This is a genomic window from Stenotrophomonas maltophilia, from assembly GCF_006974125.1.
GTDB classification, from domain to species: domain Bacteria; phylum Pseudomonadota; class Gammaproteobacteria; order Xanthomonadales; family Xanthomonadaceae; genus Stenotrophomonas; species Stenotrophomonas maltophilia_O.
This window is the reverse complement of sequence record NZ_CP037858.1, coordinates 1,561,932-1,577,890: the sequence shown is the minus strand read 5'-3', so window position 1 is coordinate 1,577,890 and position 15,959 is coordinate 1,561,932. Positions and strand designations below refer to the sequence as shown.

Sequence of the window (15,959 nt, the reverse complement as noted above, 5' to 3'; positions counted from 1 at the left end):
ACGGCCCGGTTATAGCACAGGCCCCCGCACGTCCATGTGGCACAAGGCCCGGCGCCTGCCGGGCGGGCGCGCAACGGGGCCGCTCTGGTAAAGTTGCGTGCCCGTACCCCGGGGAAGCGTCTGCCGGGCCTGGTTCCAGGATGTTCCGCGCAGCCCCCGCCGTCCTGGCGCGATCCTCCGCGCCGGATCTGGAACACCGAGGAAAAATTTTGCGAAATCAAGCCGTTGGATCCGCCGCATGAGCGCCCCGTCGAAGCCGTCGGACGCCGTTGCGCGCGGCACGCTGTACATCGTTGCCGCCCCGTCCGGCGCCGGCAAGAGCAGCATCGTCAATGCGACCCTGGCGCGTGACCCGCAGATCGCCCTGTCGATCTCCTTCACCTCGCGCGCGATGCGCCCCGGTGAAGTGAACGGCCAGCACTACCATTTCGTCTCTGCGGAGAAGTTCGAGGAAATGATCGCCGCCGGCGACTTCTTCGAGCATGCCTGGGTGCACGGAGACTGGAAGGGCACCGCCCGCCAGTCGGTGGAGCCGCAGCTGGCTGCCGGCCAGGACGTGCTGCTGGAAATCGACTGGCAGGGGGCGCAGCAGGTGCGCCAGCTGGTGCCGGGCACGGTCACCGTGTTCATCCTGCCGCCGTCCAAGCAGGCCCTGCAGGACCGCATGCGCAAGCGCGGCCAGGACAGCGAGGCGGTCATCGCCCAGCGCCTGGGCGCGGCCCGCGATGAAATGCTGCACTTCAACGAGTTCGACTACGTCATCGTCAACGAGGTGTTCGACACCGCCGTGGACGAGCTGTGCGCCATCTTCACCGCCAGCCGCCTGCGCCGGGAGGCCCAGAAGGTCCGCCATGCCGGCCTGATCCAGGCCCTGTTGACCCCCGATCCGGGCGCAACTGACTGATTCCAAAAGAATCGGGTGGGGGTTGGCTTGATTTTGTCCAGCCCCTGCCAGTACACTCCGTCCCCTTTCCCTCATTCGACTGAGCGGCCGACCGGTCGCCGGGAGCCCGTATGGCCCGCATCACCGTAGAAGATTGCCTGGAAGTCGTTAACAACCGTTTCGAACTGGTCATGATGGCTTCCAAGCGTGCCCGCCAGCTCGCCAACGGCGTGCAGGCCACGCTGGACAACAGCGAGACCGAGGACAAGCCGACCGTGCTGGCGCTGCGCGAAATCGCCGCCCGCAAGATCGACAACGCGCTGATCGACGAAGTCGAGAAGGCCGAGCGTGAGCGCGCCGAGCGCGAAGCGCTGGAGTGGGCCGCCGCCGAAGTGGTCGCCGACGAAGACATGTCCAAGAACGACGATTGATCGCATCGATCAACGTCATTGCTGGATCGCCGAACAGCCCGCCCCGTGCGGGCTGTTTCGCATTCAGGATTTGCCGTAAACGTCGCGCTGGAATAGGCTTCGGGCATGAACCCAGGCCCCACTGCCAAGGTCGCCGCAGCCCCCGCTGCCGCCGTACCCGACTACGTCCTCCAGCTTGAACGCGCCGCTCATTACCTGCCGCCGGAACAGCTGCCGCTGCTGCGCCGTGCCTGGGAAGTCGGAGCCTCCGCGCACGCTGGGCAGACGCGCAAGTCGGGCGAGCCCTATATCACCCATCCGGTGGCCGTGGCCCAGGTGCTGGCCGAGCTCGGCCTGGACGTGGAAGCGCTGATCGCCGCGATCCTGCACGACACCATCGAAGACACCCCGCTGACCCGTGAGGCGCTGGCCGCCGAGTTCGGCGAAGCCGTGGCCGAACTGGTCGACGGCGTGACCAAGCTGGACAAGCTGAAGTTCCGCGACCGCCAGGAAGCGGCGGCCGAGAGCTTCCGCAAGATGCTGCTGGCGATGTCGCGCGATCTGCGCGTGATCATGATCAAGCTGGCCGACCGCCTGCACAACATGCGCACGCTGGGCGCGCAGAGCCGCGAAGCACGCGGCCGCATCGCCCGCGAGACGCTGGAGATCTACGCGCCCATCGCCCAGCGCCTGGGCATGAGCCTGGTCAAGAGCGAGCTGCAGAACCTGGGGTTCAAGGCGCTGTACCCGTGGCGCCACGCCATCATTGAAAAGCACATCCGCAGCCAGCCGGTGGTACGCCGCGAGGCGATGGCGCAGGTGGAAGTGCAGCTGTCGCAGCGCCTGGCCAAGGAGGGGATCGAGCATCGGCTGATCAGCCGCATCAAGACCCCGTGGAGCATCTACAACAAGATGCGCGACGAGAACAAATCCTTCGACCAGGTGATGGACGTGTTCGGCTTCCGCCTGGTCGTGCGCAGCGTGCCCAGCTGCTACCACGCGCTGGGCTCGGTGCACGCCACCTTCAAGCCGCTCGATGGCCGTTTCCGCGACTTCATCGCCATTCCCAAGGCCAACGGTTACCAGTCGCTGCACACGGTGCTGTTCGGGCCGTATGGTTCGCCGATCGAAGTGCAGATCCGTACCGAGGAAATGGACCTGATCGCCGAACGCGGCGTGGCCGCGCACTGGACCTACAAGTTCGGCGGCGATTCGCCCAACAGCGCGCAGAGCCGCGCGCACGCCTGGATCGTCGAGCTGATCGACTCGCAGCGCGCCGCCGGTTCCTCGCTGGAGTTCCTCGACAACGTCAAGGTCGACCTGTTCCCGGACGAGGTCTACCTGTTCACCCCGAAGGGCAAGATCCTGGCCCTGCCACGCAACTCCACTGCACTCGATTTCGCCTACGCCGTGCATACCGACGTGGGCAACATGGCCGTGGCCTCGCGCGTGGACAAGAAACTGGTGCCGCTGCGCACCAAGCTGGTGTCGGGGCAGTCGGTGGAGATCATCACCGCACGCTCGGCCACGCCGAAACCGCAGTGGCTGGAATTCGTGGTCACCAGCAAGGCGCGCACCGCCATCCGCCACCAGCTCAAGCAGCTGGAGCACGAAGATGCCGTGCAGCTGGGCCACCGCATGCTCGACCGTGCGCTGGAGGCGATGGATTCCTCGCTGGAGCGGCTGCCGAAGGGGCGCCTGGATGCATTCCTGGCCGAACACCGTTTCCCGCGCCTGGAGGCGCTGCTGGCCGAGGTCGCCCTGGGCAACTGGATGCCGACCCAGGCGGCGCAGGCGCTGATGGCCTACGCCGAACTGCGCGGCGGCCCGCATTCACGCCACCATTCGCAGGAAAAGATCCTGATCAACGGCAGCGAGCGCGGCGTGGTCACCTTCGCCGGCTGTTGCCAGCCGATTCCCGGCGACGAGATCATGGGCTACCACACCGCCGGCAAGGGCATCGTGGTGCACCGCATGGACTGCCCGAACCTGGCCGAGCTGCGCAAGTCGCCCGAGCGCTGGGTGCCGATCGGCTGGGACACCACCGTGTCCGGCGACTACGACACCTCGCTGGTGGTGGAAGTGGAGAACGGCACCGGCGTGCTGGCGCAGCTGGCTGCCGCCATCGCGCAGAGTCACTCCAACATCGAGCGCGTGGACTACCTGGACCGTGACTTCAACGCCGCCGTGCTGGCGTTCAACATCCAGGTGCGCGACCGCAACCACCTGGCCGAAGTGATGCGCCGCCTGCGCCGCCTGTCGGTCGTGCAGTCGGTACGCCGCCAGTAGGTCCACGCCATGCGTGGATGACGTTCCGCGCACACGACGCACGGGGTCGGATCCGTTTCCCGCCGGGAAACGGATCCGACCCCAGCCGATGCCGCGCCCAGCCGGTACAATCACCGCTCTGTTTTCCCCCAAGCACCGGAGCGACCCATGTCCCGCCAGATCATCAACACCGAAAAGGCTCCCGCCGCCATCGGCCCGTACTCGCAGGCCGTGCGCGCCGGCAACACCGTGTACTTCTCCGGCCAGATCCCGCTCGACCCGGCTACCGGCGATGTCGTCGGCGCTGGTGACGTCGAAGCGCAGGCCCGCCGCGCCTTCGACAACCTCAAGGCCGTGGCCGAAGCCGCTGGCGGTTCGCTGGACAAGGTCGTGCGCCTGGGCCTGTACCTGACCGACCTGGGCGAGTTCGCCAAGGTCAACGCGGTCATGCAGGACTACTTCCAGGCCCCGTACCCGGCCCGTTCCACCATCGAAGTCTCCGGCCTGCCGAAGGGCGCCAACTTCGAGGTCGACGCGGTGATGGTCATCGACTGACCGCTACGTGGCACGCAAGGCGGCGGTCACTCCGGTACTGTCACCGTCCGGCGAAGCATCCCTGGCGATGCTCGCGGGCGTCGGTCCGGCTGTGGCCGCCAAACTGCAGGCGCGTGGCCTGGCCACCCTGCAGGATCTCTGGCTTCACCTGCCGCTGCGCTATGAAGACCGGACCCGGCTGACCCGCATCGAAGACCTGCGTTCGGGTGTACCGGCGCAGGTGGAAGTGCGGGTGGTCGCGGTCGAACGCGGCATGCGCTACCGGCCGATGCTGAAAGTGGCGGTGGAGGACGAGGGGCAGGGCACCCTGGTGCTGCGCTTCTTCCATTTCCGCCAGCAGCAGGTCGGCCAGTTCGCGGTCGGCAACCGGTTGCGCTGCTTCGGCACGCCCAAGCCAGGCCACCTCGGCCTGGAGATCGTCCATCCCAGCTACCAGGTGCTGGGCCGCAACGACGACCCCGAACTCGGCGACCGCCTCGACCCGGTGTATCCCACCGTCGAAGGCGTGGGCCCGATGACCATGCGCAAGCTGATCGGCCAGGCCCTGGATCGCCTGCCCGAGGAAAGCACCCTGGAACTGCTGCCCAGCGGCTGGCTCGATGGCCTCGGCCTGCCGTCGCTGCGCAGCGCGCTGTTGACCGTGCATCGGCCACCGCCGGATGCCGATCTGGCCGCGCTGGCCACCGGCACCCACCCGGCGCAGCGCCGCCTGGCGATGGAAGAGCTGCTGGCCCACCACCTCAGCCTGCGTCGCCAGCGCATCGCGTTGCAGGCGCACCATGCGCCGCCGCTGGGCGGTCCTGGCAAGCTGGCCAAGGCGCTGCTGAAGCAGCTGCCATTCGCACTGACCGGTGCGCAGGCGCGCGTGTTCAAGCAGATCCGTGAGGATCTCGCACGGCCCAGCCCGATGCTGCGCTTGGTGCAGGGCGATGTCGGCTCGGGCAAGACCGTGGTCGCCGCGCTGGCGGCGATGCTGGCGGTGGAGCAGGGCAAGCAGGTCGCATTGGCCGCTCCCACCGAACTGCTGGCCGAGCAGCACCTCAACAACCTGCGCGGCTGGCTGGAACCGCTCGGTGTGCGCATCGCCTGGCTGGCCGGCAAGGTCACCGGCAAGGCGCGCGCCAAGGTGATGGAACAGGTCGCCAATGGCGAAGCGCAGGTGGTGGTCGGCACCCACGCGCTGATGCAGGAGGCGGTGGTGTTCCAGGACCTGGCCCTGGCCATCGTCGACGAGCAGCACCGCTTCGGCGTGCACCAGCGTCTGGCCCTGCGTGACAAGGGCGCGGGCGGCAACAGCGTCCCGCACCAGCTGGTGATGACCGCCACACCGATTCCACGCACGCTGGCGATGTCCGAATACGCGGACCTGGATGTCTCTGCCATCGACGAACTGCCGCCCGGCCGCACGCCGGTGCAGACCGTGGCCCTCAACAACGATCGCCGCCCGGAGCTGATCGAGCGCATCGCGCTGGCCTGCCAGGAAGGGCGGCAGGTGTACTGGGTGTGCACGCTCATCGAGGAAAGCGAAGAGCTGGATGCAACGCCCGCGCAGGCCACCTACGAATCGCTGCAGGCGCTGCTGCCCGGCGTTCGCGTGGGGTTGGTGCATGGCCGCCTGAAAGCCGCCGAGAAGCTGGCGACGATGGTGGCGTTCAAGGCCGGCGACATCGACCTGCTGGTGGCAACCACGGTGATTGAAGTGGGCGTGGATGTGCCGAACGCCTCGCTGATGGTGATCGAGAACGCCGAGCGCCTCGGATTGGCCCAGCTGCACCAGCTGCGCGGCCGCGTCGGCCGTGGTTCGGCGGTGTCGCGCTGCGTGCTGCTGTACCAGGCGCCGCTCTCGCAGATGGCACGCGAGCGGTTGCAGACCATGCGTGAAACCAACGATGGCTTCGTCATCGCCGAAAAGGATCTGGAGCTGCGTGGTCCCGGCGAACTGCTGGGTACGCGGCAGACCGGCCTGGCCGGTTTCCGCATCGCCGACCTGGCCCGCGACGCCGGCCTGCTGCCCGGCGTGCATGACCTCGCCGAGCGCCTGCTGGACCAGCAACCCGCGCTGGCCGACCGCGTGGTGCAGCGCTGGATCGGCACCGCCGTGCGTTACGCCTCGGCGTAATGCCACCTTGATGGGTGTGGACCTTGGTCGACACCCACCAACAGCCGTGGAAATCTGTCGAAGGCGGGGTGGGTCCGGTTGCGGGGGTGTCCGCGGCATGGATGCCGCGGCCAAGCCCCCAAGGACGGGTTTACGGCGTCCCCCGCAATCGGACCCACCCCGCATCCCCCAGGAAACCAGCTTTTGCCGTTGCTCTGGCGTTTGCCGTTGATTCTGCGGGTGCAGGGCGCAGCCCTGCCAGAACCCCCGTACTTGCAACGGTCATCATCCCGGTCCACACTTCGTTGCCGATCTGAAGACGGCAACGATGACCCACAAGATCCCCCTGTTGATCGACACCGACCCCGGTGTGGACGACGCCCTGGCCCTGCTGATGGCCTTTGCCGATGAACGGCATGACGTGGTCGCCCTGACCATCGCCGCCGGCAATGTCGGCCTGCAGTACACCGTCCGCAATGCCCTCAAGCTCTGCGACATCGTCGGCCGCGCCGACGTACCGGTGTTTGCCGGCAGCCCGGATCCGCTGCTGCATCCTTCCGTCGACGCTGCCCACGTGCATGGCCGTGACGGCTACGGCGACGTGGACCTGCCGCCGCCGAGCCGCCAGGCTGAAGCCGAGCACGCTGCACTGGCCATCCTGCGCCTGTCGCATGAGCACGCCGGCGAACTGATGCTGGTGATGCTCGGCCCGCTGACCAACCTGGCCCTGGCACTGAAGCTGGACCCGACCCTGCCCCAGCGCATCAAGCGCATCGTGGTGATGGGAGGCGCAGTCACCTGCCACGGCAACATCACCCCGGCGGCCGAGTTCAACATCGCCTTCGACCCTGAAGCGGCGCACGTGGTGTTCACCTCGTTCAAGCACCTGCTGGTGTCGGACTGGGAGGCAACCGTCGCCCATGGCCTGCCGCTGGAAGATGCCGAGACGTGGCTGCAGGCCGACTCCGATCGCGCCCGCTTCTACGAGCTGATTTCGCGCAAGACCCGCGCGCTGTCTGAAGACGCCAAAGGCGGCCGCTGGTACACCGCCGATGCGGTGGCCATGGCCTGGGCACTGAACCCGGAAGGGCAGCTGCAGGTCGAGTCGCGGCCGCTGAACGTGGAACTGAACGGCACGTTCAGCCGCGGTGCCACCATCGTCGACTGGAACCGCCAGACCGGCCAGCCGGACAACTGCGATCTGCTGATGGCCTACGACCAGCAGCGTTTCGAGGCCCTGGTACGCCAGGCCCTGGGCGCGGACTGAAGTCAATTGCCCGGCACCGGTTGCCCCGGGCGGCAACCGGTGCTTATAATGCCGCTCTTGACCACCAGCCCATTTACGGTGTGAGCCCATGAAGGCCGATATCCATCCGAACTACCGCGACGTCGTCTTCCATGACGTCACCTCCGATTTCAAGATCCTGACCCGCTCGACCATGGCGACGAAGGAAACCATCAAGTGGGAAGACGGCAACGACTACCCGCTGGTGAAGGTTGAAATTTCCTCGGCTTCGCACCCGTTCTACACGGGCAAGCACAAGGTCATCGACACCTCGGGCCGTATCGACAAGTTCCAGAAGCGCTACGCGCGCTGATCTGTCGATCCTGCTTCGAACCGACGGCCGCGCTCTGCGCGGCCGTTTGTTTTTCCCCAACGCCTGCCCAACGGGCGTTTGGATGGGCGGAACACTGCGTTCGTGTGACAGCGCTTTTGCCGATCCGGGCCGCTCAACGGCCGGCGTCTGGCCGCCTGTCGTATACGACTTCCGTCTAGCACCCGACAAATGCTGCTGTGCGATAATGACCTGATCCCCGGCACAGGCCGAGGACGTCATTCACGTGCCTGACCAATGCGCTTGGGCAGGCGCCTTCCCATGAAGGAGCGCACACAGTGTCCGATCTTGATCAGGTCACGCTCAACGCCGGCGATAAGTCGGTCGTTCTGCCCGTCATCAAACCCACCCTTGGCAACGACTGCGTCGACATCGCGAAGCTGACCAAGGAAACGGGGTATTTCACCTACGATTCCGGCTTCACCGCGACGGCCAGCTGCAAGTCCGCCATCACCTACATCGACGGCGACAAGGGCGTGCTGCTGTACCGCGGCTACCCGATCGAACAGTTGTCGGAAAAGTCGAGCTACGTCGAAGTGGCCTACCTGCTGATCAACGGCGAGCGCCCGAGCGCCGAGCAGCTGAAGGCCTTCACCGATGAGCTGGCTGCCGAAGCCAACGTCGACGATTCGATCAACACCCTGATCGGCAGCTTCGCCAAGGACGCCCACCCGATGGCCATCCTGGCTGCTGCGATCGCGCAGCTGTCGGCCATCTACCACGACTCGCTGGACCTGTCCGACGCCGAACAGCGCCGCCAGGCCGCCGTGCGCCTGATCGCCAAGGTGCCGACCCTGTCGGCGCTGATCTACCGCCACGGCAAGGGCCTGCCGGCCAACAAGCCGGACACCTCGCTGGACTACGTCAGCCGCTTCCTGAAGCAGACCTTCGAGTCGGCGGACGGCCAGTACGACCTGAACCCGGACGTGGTCAAGGCGCTGGACCTGCTGTTCATCCTGCACGCCGACCACGAGCAGAACGCCTCGACCTCGACCGTGCGCCTGGTCGGTTCGACCGGTGCCAACCCGTACGCGTCGGTCGCCGCTGGCGTCACCGCGCTGTGGGGTCCGGCCCACGGCGGTGCCAACGAAGCCGTGCTGAAGATGCTGGAAGAGATCGGCAGCGCCGACAACGTCGAGTCCGCCGTGGTCAAGGCCAAGGACAAGACCTCGGGCTTCCGCCTGATGGGCTTCGGCCACCGCGTCTACAAGAACTTCGACCCGCGCGCCAAGGTCATCGGCGAGATGACCAGCAAGGTGCTCAAGCAGCTGGGCGTGCAGGATCCGCTGCTGGACGTGGCCGTGAAGCTGGAACAGGCCGCGCTGCAGGACGAGTACTTCGTCGCCCGCAAGCTGTACCCGAACGTCGATTTCTACAGCGGCATCATCTACAAGGCGCTGCAGATCCCGACCGAAATGTTCACCGTCATGTTCGCCCTGGGCCGTACCTCCGGCTGGGTGTCGCATTGGCTGGAACAGCAGGTTGACCCGGAAATGAAGATCGGCCGTCCGCGCCAGGTCTACACCGGCAGCGACGTGCGCGACTACCAGGGCTGATCGCCCGCGTAGGTTGTGCTGGGAACGCCCCGCATCCGCGGGGCGTTTTTTTTGCCGCCACCCTGGTGGGTGCCAACCTTGGTTGGCACGCTTCTGTAGAGTCGAGCCATGCTCGGCTGCTCTTGCTACACCTCTGAATACTGGCTCGGCGAACTCCCCAGCACACGCCGGAATGCCGCAGAAAACGCACTCGGGCTTGCGTATCCCAGGTCCAGTGCCACGCGCGTCACCGCCTGCCCTTGCCCCAGTCGTTCGATGGCCACCAGCAGGCACACCTGCTGCCGCCACTCGGCAAAACTCACCCCGGTATCCGCGCGGAACATCCGCGTGAACGTGCGACGGCTCATGCCCGCTTCCGCAGCCACCTCATCAAGCCCAATGGCGAGCGAAGGCGCATCGAACAGCGCCCGGCAGATACGTGCGAGGCGTGCATCGGCAGGCAATGGCGCATGCAGGGAAAGCGTCGGCATCGACGCGATCTCCGCCACCAGTAGTTGCATCAGCTTGCCCGCACGCCCGTCCTCGTCGTAGAGCGGCGGCAGGTCCACTGCATCCTCCAGCAGCTGCCGCAGCAAGGGAGAGACCGCATACACGCTGCAGTGCATTGGCAGTGCCACGGCGGCGGCCGCCTCGATGGAAAGGAAGGCATTGAGCATCGTTACCGGCCCGCGCATCGTCATCTCGTGGGCCAGCCCCGCCGGTACCCAACAGGCGCGCTGCGGAGGCACCAGCCAGCGTCCCTGCGGTGTCGTCACGCTGATGGTGCCGCGGGCCGCAAACGCGAACTGACCGCGTCGGTGGGCATGCCGGGGAAACGTGGACGCGGCCGCGTAGTTGTTCGAGGTGACCACAACATCGCGCGGCAGGTCTTCGTAGGGATCGAGCAGCGAATTGCGCATGGCCCGGATTCTATAGCGGTTGACCCGCCATCGACGGCGGGCCGCACTTGCCCTGCCTAGCATCAGTGCTCCTTCTGACTGTGGCGATTCTTCATGGCCAACACTTTTCATCGCGTGGGGCGGGGGCCTCACTTCGTCCTGGTCCTGCATGGCTGGTTCGGCGACGCGCATGCGTTCGAGCCGATCGAGCCGTGGCTGTCGCGCGATCACTTCAGCTACGTCTTCATGGATTGCCGTGGCTACGGAGGCATGCGCGATGCGACGGGTCAGTTCAGCATCGACGAGATCGCGCATGATGCGTTGGCGCTCGCCGATGCGCTGCGGATCGGCACCTTCAGCCTGGTCGGGCATTCCATGGGAGGCATGGCGATCGAACGCATCGCCGTGCTCGCGCCACAGCGTGTGCGATCCATGCTGGCCATCGCACCCGTTCCCTGCGGTGGTATTGCCTATGACGCGGCCACGCGCCACCTGCTGGAGGGTGCTGCCGACAGCCTGGCCAACCGGCGGACCATCATCGACCGCAGCACCGGTGGGCGGCTGCCTGCCGCCTGGTTGGACTGGAAGGCCGACTACTCAATGGAGCACTCCACGCCCGGCGCATTTGCTGCCTATCTTTCCGCGTGGGCAGATACGGATTTCAGCGATGAGATCATCGGCGAACATCGGTTGAAGGTGGTGGTGGGCGGGAAGGATCCAACGTTCAACCGATCACTGATGGAGAAGACCTATCTGTGCCGCTATCGCCACGCAACGCTGGAGGTCATCGAAAGTGCAGGGCACTACCCGATGAATGAGACACCCTTGGCATTGGTGGCGGCCATGGAGTCGTTCCTGTTGTCATTGCCCGGGAGGTAGCGTCGACCGGCAGTTGAATCGCGCGCAATGCGAACAGCAGTCGAGCGCGAATCATGTTCTCCGCCCGGCGACAGGTTCCGCGCGCATGGCGATGCGTTCATCTGGAGCGCGTCCACGGATTCTTCGGCGCGGTTCGACCCTGCATAGGCAAGGCAATGAGGTTTATTGCATTTAATCAGTGAGGGAATTTGCATAACTCTCAAACATTGAGCGTCTTCAAGGTTTCTCCTTAGCGTTCAATGTTTTAGGAAAGCTTGAATGGTCTGCATGGCAATGGGTTCCTAACATTCTCTCCGTTGCCCGCAACCACCTCTGCGGGCGGCGCCGCTCTTCCTCTTTCCAGGGGGAGGGCGGCTTTCATTTTCCCTGTCCGAGAGAGACTCCCCATGAACGCCATTCTCAAGAAGGCCGCGCTCGCTGCTGCGCTGGCCACTGCTTCCCTGTCCGCCAACGCCGCCGAAGCGAACATCTCCGTCTGGGCCCAGGTTGATACGTCGCTGGCCCTGCTGAAGGACGATGGCACGGCGTTGCCGGATGTCGTCAACCTGGTGCACAACCCGGCCAGCGGCCTGTCGCCCTGGAGCCAGCAGGTGCGCATCTACACCAATGACATTGCCAAGGATGTCGAGGTGCGGCTGGTGAATGCCGCATCGCTGATCGCCACCGATGCCGCCGGCGCCGCGCCGTCCGTGCCGCTGACGGTCACCCTGAATCGCCAGGAGCTGACCCTGGTCAACACCAAGTTCCCGGCAGCGGACCTGTACAGCGGTGGCGTTCCGGGTGGTTCGGTCGCGATGCCGCTGGTCGTCGCCCAGGCGACCCGTGCGCCGATCACCGTGGCCGGCAAGTATGAAGGCATGGTCAGCATTGCAATGGCGCAGACGACCACTTCGCCGTAACACCCCGGGCCGGCCCGATCACCGGGCCGGCCGCTTCCGGCAGCATCCCCATGAAAACACCTGCACCCGCCGTCACCCGGCTGGCGATCGCGCTCGCCTTGTCATTGCCCACACCGTGGGTGATGGCGCGTGGCGTGCCACCCGGTTTCGAGGATCTGGTCGAAGGTCAGACCGAACAACTCGACATCAGCCTGTTCGGTCGTTCGACCGGGCTCATGCCGGTGCGCGTCACTTTGGAACACGTGCAGCTGGAAGACCCCACCGCGGTGCTGGCCGCTCTGCAGCTGTCCGCAGAAGCGCAGCAGGCGCTGCTGGCAGCAGCCTCGCAGCCACTCCCCCGCAACAGCCATCTGGCCTGCCGTTTCGGCGCGGGCAGCGCGGGCTGCGGCTATCTGGAGCCGCCGCAGGATCCTGCCGCCGTGCGGGCCCTGTATGACGAAGGCGAGGGCACGGTGCGGCTGTTCGTCGCGCGCCAGTGGATCAACGGTGAGCCGGCCGCATCCCGCTTCCACAGCGTCAGCGCCAATGCCGAAAACGCCTTCCTGCACCAGCAGTCCATCAACCTCAGCGGTGGTCGCGGCATGCAGGCGCTGTCGGCGCAGGGCATGGGCATGCTGGGCATGTTCGAGCGTGGCCACCTGGCGGCAGAGTGGAACTACAGCCAGCAGCGCTATCGCAACCAGCGCATGCGCGATGACTTCCAGCTCGACAACGCCTATTACCGGCACGACCTGGGCCCGCAGCACTACCTGCAGCTGGGCCGCATGGACCGCCGCAATCTTTCCAGCCCGCTGGGCGGCACCTTCAGCTTTGGCATGCTGCCGCTGGACCGCTTCCAGGGCCTGCGCCTGGGCACCACCCAGGCCTATGTGGATGCCGATGCCGCCGTGCAGGCCACCCCGCTCACCGTGCTGCTGGCACGCGATGCGCGCGTGGATGCCTTCGACGGCAACCGTCTGCTGCAGACCTACTACCTGCAGGCCGGCATCAACCAGCTCGATACCCGCCGCTTCCCGTTCGGCAGCTACACCGTCAGCCTGCGTATCCATGAAGACGGCGTGCTGGTGCGCAGCGAGGAAGCACCGTTCGACAAGGGCGGCGACTGGACCGACAGCAGCGTGCAGTGGTTCCTGCAGGGCGGGCGCCGGCAGGAGCGCCGGTCAGCACGCCACAACGATGAACTGGCGGCGATGGCCGGCCTGCGCATTCCTCTGGGCCGCAACGTTGCGGCCACCGCCGGCGTGGCCGACATCGGTGGCTACAGCTATGGCGAACTGCGCGTGGACCTGCGCCGCGTGTTCGCCACGCAGGAGGTCCGCGCCAGCTTCAGTGGCATGCAGGGCAGCGATGGCAGCAACGGGCAGCAGCACCAGCTGTCGTACCGGCGTGGCGCGTCCTGGAACGTCTACCACCAGCGCCTGCGCGGCAACGCCTGCAACTTCGAAGACGACGCGCGTGACCGGCTGGGCTGCGCCGATTCGCTCAGCGCGTCGGTAGCGCTGCCGCTGGCCGGTGGCAGCGCCTACGTTGGCTATACCCGCCGGCAGACCTGGCGGCCGGGGCTGGACCTGCCTGGCGCCGTGGATGATCCACTGGCCGGGCTGGATCCGCTGCTGCCACCGCTGCTGCCGGCGCCGACCCGGCAGCCGCAGCTCAGCCGCACCTGGCAGGCCAGCTACGGCCGCACCCAGCGCTGGAACGAATTCAGCGTGGCCGCGCGCGTGGGCCTGTGGCAGCAGGATACCGATGGCAGCCTGCGCAGCGGGCGCGACCGCGGTGTGTATCTCAACCTGAGCCTGACCCGCCTGCAGCGCAGCGAGCGCGGTTCGTCGCAGCGGCGCTACAGCGCCGACCTCCGCCAGCCTGAACACGCACGGCCGGATATCAACTACGGCGTCAGCCAGAGCCTGCGCCAGGAATACGACAACCAGTACCGCGAAATCTCTGCCGAACTGCGCGGCAACAACAGCGACCGCTACAGCGCCAGCCTCGCGGCGCAGCTGCAGAACGCCATCGGCCACACCGGTGCCACCGTGGTGGGGTACCAGCAGCGTGGCCGCAACGAAATGGCCTACAGCGCCACGCACAGTTCGGGCCTGGCGCTGGGCGCCCGAGGCCTCTACTGGGGCGGCGGCCTGGGGGCTGAATCCGGGCTGGCCGTGCAGGTGGATGACACCGACGATCTGGACCTGAGTGGGGTGGCCGCCGAACTGCAGGTTGGCGGCCTGCGCCGGCAGAAGCTGGCCCTGGGCGAGCGCCGCCTGCTGCCGCTGTCGGCCTACCAGTCGCACCGCGCCGAAGTGCAGGACGCCAGCACCATGGACAGCATTGCTGCGATCCGGGTGACCGGCGTGGGCGGTTCGCGCCCGCTGTTCCTGCCGCCGGGCAAGCTGCTGCGCATGCCGATTCCGATCGAGGTGACCTACACCTTCATCGGCAACGCACAGGACATTGCCGGGCTGCCGCTGGGCGGCGCCCGCATCCTCAACGCACCGGTGCCGGGCACCGGTAGCAACGGCGGCTTCGTCGCCGATTTTCCGCGTCGCGAACGCACGCTCTACCTGCTGCAGGACGACCGCCTGCTGCACTGCCCGCTGCAGGTGCGCGAGCGGCGCAGCGTGGTGCTGCTGGTCGGCACCGTGCAGTGCGAGCCGCTTGCCGTGGCCCAGCTGCCAGCAGAGATCCGCCAGCAGGCACGGGTGACCCGCCTGCTGCAGGAACAGGCGCTGATTGCCGCGACGCCCCAGACCGCTGCTGCAGGAGGAACGCCATGAGGCGGGGTGTTGTGTGGGTGTGGGTGGTGCTGGCCGGCGTGCTGCTGGTGCCGGGCGCGTGGGCGCAACGGCCGCCGGAGACGCATCCGTCGAGCGCACGGCAGGACATCGTGATGAGCTGGGACCGTTCGGCGATGCCGGGAGATATCGAGTTGTGGGCGCCGCGGACGGTGTTGGCTTACGAGTCCACATCAGCGGAAGGAGCGTACGCGACCGCGCACTTGGTGTGTGATTCCGACGCTGACTCCAGTAAAGGACGCTGTCCCATGCGCGGAAACGATGCTGCGATGTCTGGGTATGGGGATGTCGTAGTTCGATTCAACGAGAAGCGTTCAGGGATGGTCACGGATCTGGCGGCGCGTGGAAGATTGCAGCGGCCCATGACAGGTCAGGCCTGCGGTGCGGACTACTGGTATGCCGTGAATAGGCCGATCTGGTCAGCACGCTTGGATCGTTGCGGTCCCGACTCACCTGCTGGAATCGGTGCCGAGCTGGTGATCCCGGCTTCAGAGGTCGCCCGGCTTGTTGCAGGTCGATGGGTGGGTGAGCTGGTGCTAAATCTGGTGGGCGAAATTGATGGCCTTGCGCTCGCCAGCTATACGTTCAAAATCGACTTCACTATCACCGACTACGACGCGGTCTCCATCTACTTCCCGGAGTTCCCGCAGACCACGCCCAACGTCGATCTGAATCTCAGCTACGACCCACTCGCCCAGACCGTGGGCGGGCGCAAGCCGTTGGAGATGTGCCTCTACGACGGCCTCGGCTCACAGAGTGAGTACCTGGGCCTGACTGTCACCGACACCAGCGGGCGCTCCCCCGGGCCACTGGGGTACTCGCTGTGGCATGACGATGGCGGCAGCAGTGATGACCAGCGGCTGGACTACATGATCGAACTGGAACATGCCGGCGTGCGTCGCCGCATGGCCAACGGCGTGGAAGAACAACTGCGCGGCATCGACACCGCAAAGCTGCGGCTGGTGCTGCTGCCAGGCATGACCCAGCCGGTGTTCTGCGTCCCCACCCCCTTGCTGCTGACCACACCACGCGTGCCGATCACCGAACAGCGCGCCGGTGGCTACGAGGGCCAGTTGAAGGTCGAGCTGCGCCTGCCCACTACGCGTCCCTGATCCTGGAGACCCT

At 66.4% G+C, this 15,959-nt stretch carries 13 protein-coding genes; 12 read left to right on the top strand and 1 reads right to left on the bottom strand.

The features are described 5' to 3' along the window. Window positions 1–238 precede the first annotated feature (238 nt). From gmk to EZ304_RS07135, 8 genes are all read left to right on the top strand, one after another. Window positions 239–904, top strand: a complete 666-nt coding sequence (gene gmk, locus EZ304_RS07170; protein ID WP_014038334.1) for a guanylate kinase — start codon at window positions 239–241, stop codon at window positions 902–904. A 110-nt stretch (window positions 905–1,014) separates the two neighbouring features. After that, on the top strand, window positions 1,015–1,314 hold the full coding sequence (rpoZ, locus tag EZ304_RS07165; RefSeq protein WP_005410877.1) for a DNA-directed RNA polymerase subunit omega: 300 nt from the start codon (window positions 1,015–1,017) through the stop codon (window positions 1,312–1,314). 105 nt (window positions 1,315–1,419) lie between these two features. Further along, window positions 1,420–3,582, top strand: coding sequence for a RelA/SpoT family protein (locus EZ304_RS07160; RefSeq protein WP_005410876.1), 2,163 nt, complete (start codon window positions 1,420–1,422; stop codon window positions 3,580–3,582). A 147-nt stretch (window positions 3,583–3,729) separates the two neighbouring features. Beyond that, a complete protein-coding gene (locus tag EZ304_RS07155) occupies window positions 3,730–4,116 on the top strand; it encodes a RidA family protein (protein ID WP_049461736.1) in 387 nt (128 codons plus the stop codon). 7 nt (window positions 4,117–4,123) lie between these two features. Further along, the gene (gene recG, locus EZ304_RS07150; RefSeq protein WP_142806665.1) at window positions 4,124–6,235 is read left to right on the top strand and encodes an ATP-dependent DNA helicase RecG; all 2,112 of its coding nucleotides are present in this window, start codon (window positions 4,124–4,126) and stop codon (window positions 6,233–6,235) included. A gap of 307 nt (window positions 6,236–6,542) precedes the next feature. Then, window positions 6,543–7,481 carry a nucleoside hydrolase gene (locus EZ304_RS07145; protein ID WP_099552971.1) on the top strand — a complete coding sequence of 313 codons (939 nt, stop codon included), beginning with the start codon at window positions 6,543–6,545 and terminating at the stop codon, window positions 7,479–7,481. 88 nt (window positions 7,482–7,569) lie between these two features. Next, complete coding sequence (locus EZ304_RS07140; protein ID WP_010484049.1) at window positions 7,570–7,812, top strand: type B 50S ribosomal protein L31; 243 nt, start codon at window positions 7,570–7,572, stop codon at window positions 7,810–7,812. Window positions 7,813–8,108: 296 nt separating this feature from the next. Further along, window positions 8,109–9,386, top strand: a complete 1,278-nt coding sequence (locus EZ304_RS07135; RefSeq protein ID WP_057501408.1) for a citrate synthase — start codon at window positions 8,109–8,111, stop codon at window positions 9,384–9,386. A 125-nt stretch (window positions 9,387–9,511) separates the two neighbouring features. Here EZ304_RS07135 and EZ304_RS07130 read toward each other — a convergent pair whose 3' ends face one another. Then, window positions 9,512–10,285 (bottom strand): AraC family transcriptional regulator, encoded by a 774-nt coding sequence (locus EZ304_RS07130; protein WP_142806664.1) that lies wholly within the window; start codon window positions 10,283–10,285, stop codon window positions 9,512–9,514. A gap of 93 nt (window positions 10,286–10,378) precedes the next feature. Here EZ304_RS07130 and EZ304_RS07125 point away from each other — a divergent pair, with 93 nt between their 5' ends. The 4 genes from EZ304_RS07125 to EZ304_RS07110 all read left to right on the top strand — a co-directional run bounded on the left by EZ304_RS07125 (window position 10,379) and on the right by EZ304_RS07110 (window position 15,946). Beyond that, complete coding sequence (locus EZ304_RS07125) at window positions 10,379–11,143, top strand: alpha/beta fold hydrolase (protein WP_142806663.1); 765 nt, start codon at window positions 10,379–10,381, stop codon at window positions 11,141–11,143. Window positions 11,144–11,529: 386 nt separating this feature from the next. Beyond that, entirely contained in the window at window positions 11,530–12,042 is a 513-nt protein-coding gene (locus EZ304_RS07120) for a CS1 type fimbrial major subunit (RefSeq protein ID WP_099552975.1), read from the top strand. A 50-nt stretch (window positions 12,043–12,092) separates the two neighbouring features. Continuing rightward, on the top strand, window positions 12,093–14,816 hold the full coding sequence (locus EZ304_RS07115; protein WP_142806662.1) for a TcfC E-set like domain-containing protein: 2,724 nt from the start codon (window positions 12,093–12,095) through the stop codon (window positions 14,814–14,816). Then, entirely contained in the window at window positions 14,813–15,946 is a 1,134-nt protein-coding gene (locus tag EZ304_RS07110; protein ID WP_142806661.1) for a CfaE/CblD family pilus tip adhesin, read from the top strand. Before EZ304_RS07115 ends, EZ304_RS07110 begins: the two co-directional genes overlap by 4 nt. Window positions 15,947–15,959: the final 13 nt, after the last annotated feature.